At 67.5% G+C, this 10,425-nt stretch carries 12 protein-coding genes and 1 pseudogene; 6 read left to right on the plus strand and 7 right to left on the minus strand.

The window, feature by feature from the left end:
• Together cysC and A5709_RS14575 are read left to right on the plus strand one after the other, a co-directional pair.
• Window positions 1-1,288, plus strand: a 1,288-nt coding sequence (cysC, locus tag A5709_RS14570) for an adenylyl-sulfate kinase (protein ID WP_068120465.1), incomplete at its 5' end; no start/stop codon positions are given.
• Window positions 1,289-1,346: 58 nt separating this feature from the next.
• Complete coding sequence (locus A5709_RS14575; protein WP_067951071.1) at window positions 1,347-1,832, plus strand: RrF2 family transcriptional regulator; 486 nt, start codon at window positions 1,347-1,349, stop codon at window positions 1,830-1,832.
• Window positions 1,833-1,853: 21 nt separating this feature from the next.
• On the opposite strand, the gene A5709_RS14580 is transcribed toward A5709_RS14575, so the two are convergent.
• Together A5709_RS14580 and A5709_RS14585 are read right to left on the minus strand one after the other, a co-directional pair.
• Complete coding sequence (locus A5709_RS14580; protein WP_067951070.1) at window positions 1,854-2,243, minus strand: VOC family protein; 390 nt, start codon at window positions 2,241-2,243, stop codon at window positions 1,854-1,856.
• Window positions 2,244-2,252: 9 nt separating this feature from the next.
• Window positions 2,253-2,666: a VOC family protein gene (locus A5709_RS14585; protein WP_067951099.1), complete on the minus strand. Its 414-nt coding sequence runs from the start codon at window positions 2,664-2,666 to the stop codon at window positions 2,253-2,255.
• 70 nt (window positions 2,667-2,736) lie between these two features.
• On the opposite strand from A5709_RS14585, the gene A5709_RS14590 reads away from it, so the two are divergent.
• Window positions 2,737-3,615, plus strand: coding sequence for an LLM class flavin-dependent oxidoreductase (locus A5709_RS14590; protein WP_068120473.1), 879 nt, complete (start codon window positions 2,737-2,739; stop codon window positions 3,613-3,615).
• 184 nt (window positions 3,616-3,799) lie between these two features.
• Here the strand turns inward: A5709_RS14590 and A5709_RS14595 are convergent, their stop codons facing one another.
• Entirely contained in the window at window positions 3,800-5,515 is a 1,716-nt protein-coding gene (locus tag A5709_RS14595; RefSeq protein WP_068120466.1) for an NAD-binding protein, read from the minus strand.
• A gap of 156 nt (window positions 5,516-5,671) precedes the next feature.
• Here A5709_RS14595 and A5709_RS14600 point away from each other — a divergent pair, with 156 nt between their 5' ends.
• A complete protein-coding gene (locus A5709_RS14600; protein ID WP_068120469.1) occupies window positions 5,672-6,967 on the plus strand; it encodes a tetratricopeptide repeat protein in 1,296 nt (431 codons plus the stop codon).
• A gap of 61 nt (window positions 6,968-7,028) precedes the next feature.
• Complete coding sequence (locus A5709_RS14605; RefSeq protein WP_231986972.1) at window positions 7,029-7,514, plus strand: NUDIX domain-containing protein; 486 nt, start codon at window positions 7,029-7,031, stop codon at window positions 7,512-7,514.
• 45 nt (window positions 7,515-7,559) lie between these two features.
• Here A5709_RS14605 and A5709_RS14610 read toward each other — a convergent pair whose 3' ends face one another.
• Together A5709_RS14610 and A5709_RS14615 are read right to left on the minus strand one after the other, a co-directional pair.
• A complete protein-coding gene (locus A5709_RS14610) occupies window positions 7,560-7,883 on the minus strand; it encodes a DUF732 domain-containing protein (RefSeq protein WP_067951062.1) in 324 nt (107 codons plus the stop codon).
• Window positions 7,884-8,032: 149 nt separating this feature from the next.
• Complete coding sequence (locus A5709_RS14615; RefSeq protein ID WP_197501084.1) at window positions 8,033-8,722, minus strand: glycoside hydrolase; 690 nt, start codon at window positions 8,720-8,722, stop codon at window positions 8,033-8,035.
• Between the two features lie 108 nt (window positions 8,723-8,830).
• On the opposite strand from A5709_RS14615, the gene A5709_RS14620 reads away from it, so the two are divergent.
• Complete coding sequence (locus A5709_RS14620) at window positions 8,831-9,331, plus strand: nitroreductase family deazaflavin-dependent oxidoreductase (protein ID WP_067951060.1); 501 nt, start codon at window positions 8,831-8,833, stop codon at window positions 9,329-9,331.
• Window positions 9,332-9,370: 39 nt separating this feature from the next.
• On the opposite strand, the gene A5709_RS14625 is transcribed toward A5709_RS14620, so the two are convergent.
• Both A5709_RS14625 and A5709_RS28465 read right to left on the minus strand, forming a co-directional pair.
• Window positions 9,371-10,135, minus strand: a complete 765-nt coding sequence (locus tag A5709_RS14625) for a S9 family peptidase (RefSeq protein WP_068120471.1) — start codon at window positions 10,133-10,135, stop codon at window positions 9,371-9,373.
• A 70-nt stretch (window positions 10,136-10,205) separates the two neighbouring features.
• Window positions 10,206-10,425 (minus strand): annotated as a pseudogene (locus tag A5709_RS28465) (dehydrogenase); the annotation flags it as partial.

A 10,425-nucleotide genomic window follows, 5' to 3' on the forward strand; every position in this document is an offset into this window, starting at 1 on the left:
CAACGTGGTGACCAAATCGGACCAGACGCCCTGGTATGAGGGTCCGGCGCTGCTGTCGCACCTGGAGGAGGTCTACATCGCCGGTGACCGCAACCTGGTCGACGTGCGTTTCCCCGTCCAGTACGTCATCCGGCCGCACACCCGCGAGCATCAAGACCACCGCAGCTACGCCGGCACCGTCGCCAGCGGTGTCATGCGTCCGGGAGACGAAGTCGTCGTTCTGCCGGTCGGCAAGACCACCCGCATCACCGCGATCGAAGGCCCGAACGGTCCAGTGGAGGAAGCCTTTCCACCGATGGCCGTGTCGGTGAGCCTTGCGGATGAGATCGACATCTCGCGGGGTGATCTTATCGCCCGGACCAACAATCATCCCCGCGTCACGCAGGAATTCGATGCCACCGTGTGCTGGATGGCCGACGACGCTGCGCTGGAGCCCGGCCGCGACTACGTCATCAAGCACACCACCCGTACCACGCGCGCGAGGGTGACCGGGCTGGACTACCGGCTCGACGTGAACACCCTGCATCGCGATAAAGCGGCAACGGCATTGCAGCTCAACGAGCTTGGCCGCATTTCGCTGCGTACCCAGGTGCCGCTGCTGCTCGACGAGTACACCCGCAACGCCAGCACCGGTTCGTTCATCCTGATCGACCCGCACACCAACGGCACCGTGGCCGCGGGCATGGTGCTGCGCGACGTCTCGGTGCAAACGGCGAGCCCCAACACCGTGCGGCACAAGTCGTCGGCCGTCGCCGAAGCCCGGCCGCGGGGCAAGACGGTGTGGTTCACCGGCCTGTCCGGTTCCGGCAAATCATCGGTGGCCATGCTGGTCGAGCAGATGCTGCTCGAAAAGGGCACGCCCGCTTATGTTCTCGACGGCGACAACCTGCGACATGGTTTGAATGCCGACCTGGGCTTCAGTATGGCCGACCGAGCCGAGAATCTGCGCCGGCTGGCGCATGTGGCGGCGTTGCTCGCCGACTGCGGCAACGTCGTGCTGGTACCGGCGATCAGCCCGCTGACCGAGCAGCGCGAGATGGCTCGTAATGTACACGCCGCCGCGGGGTTCGACTTCGTCGAGGTGTTCTGCGATACCCCGATCGAAGAATGCGAGCAGCGTGATCCGAAGGGGCTGTACGCCAAGGCCCGCGCGGGCGAGATCGCACACTTCACCGGCATCGACAGCCCCTATCAGCCGCCGGTCAACCCCGACCTGCGGCTTACACCGGACCGTACCGTCGAGGAACAGGCGCGCAGCATCGTCGATTTGCTCGAATCGCGGGGTTAGCGCACCGGCACAGCCCGGCTGCACCGAAATTCGCGCGCCGAGTGGCACAATTCTGAGAGTGCGCATGTCGGCGAAGGCGGAGTACGCGGTGCGGGCCATGGTCCAGCTCGCCACGGTCCCCAGCGGGACATTGGTGAAAACCGACGACCTGGCTCAAGCGCAGGGCATACCGCCGCAATTCCTCGTCGACATCCTGACCAACCTGCGCACCGACCGCCTGGTGAAGAGCCATCGGGGCCGCGAAGGCGGCTACGAGCTGGCCCGTCCCGGAGACGAGATCAGCATCGCCGACGTATTGCGCTGTATCGACGGGCCACTGGCGAGCGTGCGCGACATCGGGCTGGGGGATCTGCCCTATTCCGGTCCCACCGCGGCGCTCACCGACGTCTGGCGGGCGTTGCGCGCCAGCATGCGGTCGGTGCTCGAGGAAACAACCCTGGCCGACGTCGCCGCCAACGCACTGCCCGAGCATGTCGCGCAATTCGCCCACGATTATCGGGCACAGGAAAGCGTGCGGCACGGCACACCGCACGCCGGCGAATAGGCGGCGCGGCCCGCCGGAGCTTCAGCCCCCGGACCCGTAGGGGCGGGTGAGAATCTCCATGGCATGTCCCGAGGGATCGAGGAAGTACACGCCGCGCCCGCCGTCCCTGCGGTTGATCTCACCGGGCCGCTTGGCGCCCGGGTCGGCCCAGTGCTCCAGGCCGCGCGAGGAGATCTTGCCGTAGATCGTGTCGAATTCCTCTTCGGACACCAGGAAGGCATAGTGCTGCCGCGGGATCTCCCCGCCGTCGGAAGCATCCGCATAGTCCAGGCTGGCGCCGTGCTCGAGTTCGACAACCATGAAGTGGCCGAACGGCTTTGGGCTGGGCAGGCCGAACAATTCGGCGAGGAACTCCGCGGACTCGTGCTTGTCCCGGGCGGCGACGATGGTGTGGTTGAAGCTGATGGACATGGCCTCCTCCTACTTCGGTGCCGTGAGCTCCAGGGCGATGTTGTCGGGATCGCGGAACTCCAGGATGTACGACGGCCCGATGTCTTTTACGGGCTCGTGCGTCACGCTGAGCTCATCGAGATGCGCTGCGGCCGAGTCTAATTCATCCTTGCTGGCGACCCGAAACGCGATGTGGTCGAGCCCGGCGCGGTCCTCGTCGAAGCGGTCGGTGGCAACCGGCCGCAGTCCCAGCAGCGTGCCGCCGAGGTCGTAGATGACGCCACCGAACAGGAAGCTCAACTGGCTGCGGGTGGCCTCGTCCGCGTTGTCGGGCACCTCCAGCAGGACCGGCCAACCGAACACGCTCTCGTAAAACTGCCGGGATCGCTCGATATCGGTGACGGTGAGGCGGACGTGCGCGATGGAACTGCTGGTGAAACCCATCTGCTCCATGCTGCCACTTGTCCGCCCGCATGTTGACTGTCATGCCAGAATCGCCGTCGTGCAGATTGCGATGACGCTGCCGGTGATGGAGCCGGACTTGGACGCGGGACTTTTGGAGAACTGGGCGCGCGCGATCGACGTCGGCCCGTTCTCGTCGCTGTGCTGGGGCGAGCGCATCGCGTTCGACAACCCGGACAACCTGACTCTGCTGGGTGCGCTCGCGGCCTGGACGAATCGGGTGCGGCTGCTGACCACCGTGATCGTGCCGCAGCTGCATGACCCGGTGATGCTGGCCAAGGGCCTGGCGACCGGCGACATGCTCTCCGGCGGGCGGCTGGGGGTGGGCATCGGCGTGGGCGGCAGGCACGAGGACTACCACGCTGTCGGCGCCGATCCGACGACACAGACCATGCGCGAACTGGCCGAGCGCGTCGCCGTGATGAAGCGGGTGTGGGCCGGCGAAAAGCTCACCGAGTCGGTCCTGCCGGTTGGGCCGGCACCGGTGCAGCCCGGCGGTCCGCCGCTGTTCGTGGGCAGCATCGGCCCCAAGACCATCCGCAGCGCCGCTTCCTGGGCCGCCGGGCTGGCCGGGACCACGCTGGACCTGGACGTCGCCAAGCAGAACGAGTTGTTCGACGTCGCGCGCGACGCGTGGTCGCAGGCGGGCAAGGGCAAACCTCACCTGGTGACGTCGTTCTGGTTCGCGTTCGGCCCGCCGGAGCAGGCCCGGGCCCAGGTGCATCGCCACCTACGGCGCTACATGAACTGGATACCGGCGGAGTACGTCGACGCCATGGCGCCGACGACCGGGTGGGCCGGCACCGAGGACGAGCTGCTGGTGGTGCTGCGCAAGTTCGAGGACATCGGCACCGACGAGGTACAGCTGATCCCGACGAGCGCGGACGTCGACCAGCTGAGCCGCGCGGCGGACGTCGCCGGCCGGCTTTAGCCCGTGCTCGCGATCGCCACTAGGCCAATGGTGGCGACCCGCTTCGCCCGGCTTCGCCGCGCTCGCGATCGCCACTAGGCCGATGGTGGCGACCCGCTTCGCCCGGCTTCGCCGCGCTCGCGATCGCCACTAGGCCGATGGTGGCGACCCGCTTCGCCCGGCTTCGCCGCGCTCGCGATCGCCACTAGGCCGACGCGCGCTCGTCGCCCGCGGCCGGCTGCTGCGGCGGCTGCCCTTTGCGCAGCGTCGCCAACAACTCGCGATACGGGCCGACGAGGTAGACGGTGTCACCGCCACGAAGCCAGGCGTCCCGCCGGGGGTGCAGCTCTACGGGCGCGTCCTGTCGGGTGATCGCGATGACCCGGGTCTGGGTGGACAGCTCGAACATCTTCAGCCCGTCGAGCTCGCTGCCGGGCGCCACGTGCATCCCGCCGATCATGAACGAGCGCTGCCCGACGGAAAATGTCCCCAGCACTTGCAGGCCCATCGCGGCTCCGATGAACCACGGCGCGGCCAGTTCGACGGTGGACCGGACGTTTTCGAATCCGAACCGCTGCGCCACAGCGGCACCCAGCGCGCGGTCGTAGACGCGCAGCACCAGGGGAACGTCGGTACGAACGACTTCGGGCTTCACCCGGGGGCCGAGCATCTCGCGCAGCACGATCCCGGTCTCGATGTTCACCATGTCGTCCTGGGTCAGCACCGCAACCGCGCGGGCGTACTCGACGCGGGCGGCCTCCAGCGTCTGGCGCAGCGTCGCGTCCCCGAAGATGACCGGCACGTCGAGGTCGGCCGCCGCCGAGAGGAAGCGGTTGTTTTCGTCCCGCTCGATCACGGCGACGTCGTAGCCCGCTGACCTGAGGTCGGCGACGACGCGGCTGCCGAACGAACCGAGCCCGACGACGATGACGTGGTTACGCAGATGGCGCGCCCGGCGGCGGCCGACAGAATGGGCAAAACGTCGCGATATCAGCAGGTCGGCGACGAAAGCGACGAGGAGCGCGGTAGTCGTTACGCCGGCGAACATCAACATGATGCTGAACAGCCGCAGCCAGGTCGGCTGATGGAGAAAGCTGAAATCGCCGTAACCGACCGTCGCGATCGTTTCGGTGCTGAAATACAGCGCGTCGAGCCACGTCATCCTCGGACCCGGCTGGTAGCAGAAGCGCAGGATTACCGTCGACCCGATCAGCAGGCACGCCGCGGCCAGCAACGCTCGGGCGAACATCGGGTTGACGTCGTCGCGCAGCGCCCGCGCACTGTCGAGCATGCGCCGCAGCCGGGGCAGGCGATAGCGGGTCACGGTCGGCCGCGGGACCTTGATGCCGCGTTCGGCCAGTTCCTCGGCGGTGCCGATCATCGCGGTCCAGTCACCGGCGTGTACCGACAGGTCGCGGCCAGGACAGGACACCACCTCGCCGGGGGTGGCGCAGTTCTCACCGTGAATCACCGCCACCGGTGCCAGGTCACCGTAGATTTCGCGCAGCGTCGCGCTATACGGTGCCTCGGCCCCGGAGACGACGAATTCGATGCCCGCCGCCTCGAACGGGTGCACGGTGTGCGCCAGACACGCCTCGACGACCGACGGCGCCGCGAGGTCGGCGACGTCCAGTATCGCGCCGGGACGCTTGTCGGCGGCCATCGCCGTGCGCAGCACGTCGTTGCCCAGCCGTGCCACCACGCGCACCCGGGAGTTGGCTTTCCTTGCCAGCAGTGCGATTTCGAGGTTGGTCGCGTCGTCGTCGCCGACGCAAATCACGGCGCGAGCCCGGGTCACACCGGCGGTGTCGAGCTCGCCGGCGGTCTGGAGCTTGACGATGTGCACACCGGCGTTGTTGAGCTCCTCGACGATCGTGGTCGCCAGCGCGTCGTCACCGCTGACGATGATGTGCCCGCGCATGGTCAGGCGCGCCCCGGGTCGTCCGGCATGACCCCCACCTCTGCTGACGTTGGAATTTTGTTCCTATGACTATCGGCCACCTTGCCGATTCATGCCAGCGCGACACCGGCCCCGGGGTGAATTGCGACGGGACCGCAGGAGAGATTCGATAGCGGTATGACGCAGCCGGAACTGCCTGGGCCGCTCGCCGCCTTGACCCGGCTCATCTCGGAGCGCATCGCCGCGGCCGATTTCGCCGGGGCGTTGCCACTCATGAACGAGCTGGTCGCGGTCTGCCGCCCGATCCTGGGGGAGCGCCATCCCAACGTCTTGGACATGAAGCTTGCGCTGGTACACCTGCAGCTCCAAATGGGAGACCAGGCCGGTGCCTACGCCGTCCTCGAGCAGCTGGTTCCCGAATTCGAGGAGGTGCTCGGTCGGGATCACATCACCACCTTGACGGCGCGCCACATGTTCGCGGACCGGCCCCAGCGCGAGACGCGGGCCGCGTTGGCCGAATGGTCGCAGCTGCTGGCCGACGAAGAACGCGTGCTGGGCGCCGAGCACCCCACCGTGCTGACGTCCATGGACCGTGTGGCGCACAAGCGTAAGGAGCTCGGTGACTATCCGGGTGCCATCGCCGAGGGCGAGCGCGTCCTTGCCGCGCGGCGCCGGGTGCTCGGCGACGACCACGAGGACACGTTGGGCATGCGGCTGTCGCTGGCGCAATGGCACGGCGAATCGGTGGACGGCGCCGGCGCCGTGGCCGAGCTGGAGTCGCTGGTCGAGGTGATGCGCGAAAAGCTGGGCGACGACCACCGCCACACGCTGATCGCGCGGCACACCATCGCGCTGTGGGAGCCAGAACCCGTGGACTGCGGGGACAAGGTGGCGACCTGGCAGGCCCTGGTTGCGGCCGAAGCACGGGTCTTCGGCGAAGACAATCCGCTCACCGTCGCGGCCAGGGAGGAACTGGCGAAGTGGCGCGACCGCGTCGAGGACCACCGGTGGGTGGCCGAGATGCGCGGCCGGGTCGAAGAAGCCGGCAAGCGCCGCCTGAGCGCCAAAAAGCAAGCAACGCAGCGCTTTTCGGATGAGGAATACCTGCGATGCTGGCTTGCCGAGCGCGGGGCCCAATTCCCGGTCTGGGCGGGTCATTACGGCGGCGACGCCGTGTGGGACTTCTCGCCGGAGTCCTTAGACGCGTTGGAAGAGCTCGTCATTCAGAAGGCCTCGACACCCGAACAGCTTCTCAACGAAGAGCGCAATGAGCCGTTCGTCGATGGCGCCGTGTGGTATCTCGGGGAAGTGCTGCGGCGCGGACGGTCCCTGCCGTGGCAATACACGCGTGGCGAAACAGCGGATCCCACCGTCGGGCACGTCGATGTGTTCGCAGTACTCACCCGTGCGCTGCACTCCGTCGACCGGGGCGCCCTGCGCCGCACATACGACCGCTTCACGGCGTCCCAGTGATACTGGGTTGGTGCCCTTCATCGAATGCATCGCGTCCCGCGAGATCTATCGGAGCCAATGGATGGTGCTCCGCGAAGACGACATCCGTCGGCCGGACGGCAGTCCCGGCATCTACGGCGTGGTGGACAAGCCGGATTATGCGCTGGTGATGCCGTTCGACGGGCACCGTTTCCGGCTGGTCGAACAATTCCGGTATCCGCTTGGGGAGCGGCGGTGGGAATTCCCGCAGGGCACCGCTCCCGGTTTGGCGGACACCGACCCGTCGGAGTTGGCCGAGCGTGAGCTGCGCGAGGAAACGGGATTGAGTGCGACGTCATTCGAGGTGCTGGGCCAGCTCGATGTCGCCCCGGGCATGACCAGTCAGCGTGGCTGGGTTTTCCTGGCCACCGAATTCGTCGAAGGGGAGCCCGAGCTCGAGCACGAGGAGCAGGACCTGCGAAGTGCCTGGTTCGCCCGCGAGGACGTCGAGCAGATGATCCGGTCGGGGGTGATCGCCGACGCGCAGTCCGTCGCCGCCTACAGCCTGTTTCTGCTGCGGCGACCATGAACAGTGCGGGGGCCCGCCGAGGTCCCCGCACTGTAGTGGTCGATCTCAGGCCGACGTGACGTACTGCGGGCAGTAGGCCGAGGCCGCGTCGACGGCGAACGTCTTGGAGCCCTTGGTGCTCAAGCCGGTCGCCTTGGCCACGGCGCCGATGACCTCCTTGCTCGAGTGGCCCTGATCGAGCGCGTTGCACACGGCGTGTGCGTCCTTGATGGCGACCGAAGCGCTCGGCGGGGTGATGCCATCCGATGCCAGCTGGGCGAGGAACGCGTCATCGACCGAGCTCGCGCCAGCGGCGCCGGCGAGGCCGAGCGCGGCCAGGCCCAGGGCGGCGGTGCCGACGACGGAAGCGGTGAAACGGCGAGGGAACATCGGGGTCTCCTTGTGCTGAGGTGACTTCTCTGACGGACGCGGAGTGCGTTGATCACAGAATCAGCACGGGGCCTCAACGGCTTCTCAAAGAATTCTTGGCGACGACGCCTGAAGGCGCGGGCGCCGGAGTGAATCCCGCTGTCACCCAATCATTGCTGCGGCGCGGGCGTCATCGAGGCGATGTAGTAGACCTCGTGCCCGGTCGGGTAGCCGCCGCCGTTGGTGGCGATGTGCACGTGGTCGTAGTGGTTGAGGGTTTCCGAGCCCAGGTCGGCGGTCCAGCTGCCCCCGCCGACGCCCGGGTAGATTTTCTGCCGCCAGATCACGTGGTTGATTCCCCAGCGCTTCGCATTCGCCAGCGCGTACCCGGCGATCTGGTTGCCGAGCTCGATACCCTCGGGGCTGCTGTGGTTCGGGATCATCACGTCGATCGCCAACCCGTTCGGATGCCACGGCAGGGGGTCTTCCCGGTACCCATAGATGGTTTTGATCTGCGGAAACAGCACGCTGATGGCGCGTTCCGCCCAGATCGTCTTGACCTGCAGCCTGTCCTCCGAGGCGAGGCCCCGGGGCAACGCGACCTGGAATTGCTGGGCGGCGGCGGGCGCGCTGGCGGTCAACATTTCTACTTCCGCGGGGCTGGCGGTGTGCGGGGCGTTGGGCGGGGCGGCGGCGTTGGTCGACGCGGCGGCCGCGGTGGTGGGGACCGCCGCCACCGCGTTGGGCGCGCAGCAGCGCGGCTTGGTGTCTTGGGCGTAGACCATGGCGCCCGCCAGCGCGAACGAGGCCACGATCGCCAGCCAGCGGCTTCGCCCGTTGGCTAACACGTTCTTGCCCACGACCAGCAGCTTAGTTCCGTAAGCGACGTCTGTGACCCATTTTCGTCCAGTTATTCCGGCTCGGACGAATGGGCCCTAAGCGGCCCGAGGTCGGGTCACAATGTCACCATGCCCGGCCAATCCTTCGGCGATGCCAACGCGTTCCATCGGATCATGCGTCGCTTCGCGTCCACGCCGGTGGGTGTGGCGCTCCTTCGCCCCACGGCGCACCACCTCGACCGACTCATCACCAAGCTCACGGGCGGCAGAAGCAGCTTCGCCGGGCTTGCGACAGGCATCCCGGTGGTGATGCTCACCACGACGGGCGCCAAGTCGGGTGAGCCCCGCACCGTCGCCGTGTACGGAATCCCGCATCCGGACGGGTTGGCCCTCATCGCGTCGAATTTCGGCGGCGCCAAGCATCCCGCCTGGTATCACAACCTCAAGGCGCACCCGGAGGCGACGGTGTCGATCGGCCGCGACACCTGGCATGCGAACGCGCGGCTCGCCGCGCCGGGCGAGCGCGACGAGATCTGGGCGAAGGGTCTCGAGCTGTACCCCGGCTGGCGGAAGTATGAAGTGCGGGCCGGCAAGCGCCACATCGAGGCGTTCGTCCTACAACGGAGTTGAGGGTAAGCCCAGTTCTACTGTGTCACAGGCGGTCTGGGGTCAAACACCGTCGCCCAGGTAGGCGTCGGCCCAGGCGCCGATGATTCGCCCGGCGCGATGAGCTTGACCCCGAGCGGTCAGGAAGTGGTCCGAACCCTCGAGCGAAACGAAGCTCCTGGGGTGACGGGCTAAGCGGAAGATCTCGCTCGCATTCGCGATGCCGACCGTGTTATCGGTGGGCGAATGCAGGATCAGCAGCGGCAGGCGCAAGCCCTTGATCTTGTCGCGTAGGTGGGCTGCGCGGACATCCTCGACGAATGCCCGCTTGAGGGTCAGCGTGCGCCCACCGACCATCCACTCGGCACTGCCCTCCGCCAAGCAACGGTCGACGACTGCGTCGTAATGCTTCTCGACGTGGCTCGGGTCGACGGGCGCGGCAACGGTGACAACCGACCGCACGCCCTGGCACTGTCGTGCCGCCGCGAGCACCGCCGCGCCGCCCCACGAGTGCCCGACCAGGATGTCGGCCGGGGTCCCGCGGTTCGCCATGAATTCGCATGCCTTGGCGATGTCGTCGACCTTGACGGTGAACGACCCGTCCCCCCAGTCGCCCTCGGATCCACCGAGACCCAGCGCGTCGAAGCGCAGCATGCCGATGCCGTCGGTGGCCAGTTGCTTGCAGATTCGGGCCGCGGCCGGCGAGTCCTTTCCGAGCGTGAAGCCGTGCGCGAAGACGCCCCAGCCGCGCACCGGTCCTTCCGGCACCTCGATGACCCCGGCCAGAATCGCGCCCGTGGAACCTTGGAACGTCACACGTTCGCCCATGCAGACGATCTAACCCGCCCCGGACGACGGTCGTAAGACCGACATGTTCGTTCTCGTCTGCAGTTAAGGCTCAGGGCGCGACCGAATATCGCGGCGAGGGGCCGGGGGAGCCGAGGAGCAGGCCCGCGATGTCCCCGAGCGGCCGGGCGCGGGCAACCAGCTCCGCCCACGGAAACCGGTTGCGGGTTGCGAGCAGAAAGCTCAGCGCCGCACTGAGGTGCCGCGGCTCGTAATTGTGCACGCCGAAGATCGACAGCTGCCGGCGGACGACTTGCTCGGGGTCGAGCGCG

The sequence above is a fragment of the Mycobacterium sp. E1386 genome (genome assembly GCF_001672745.1).
GTDB lineage: Bacteria > Actinomycetota > Actinomycetes > Mycobacteriales > Mycobacteriaceae > Mycobacterium.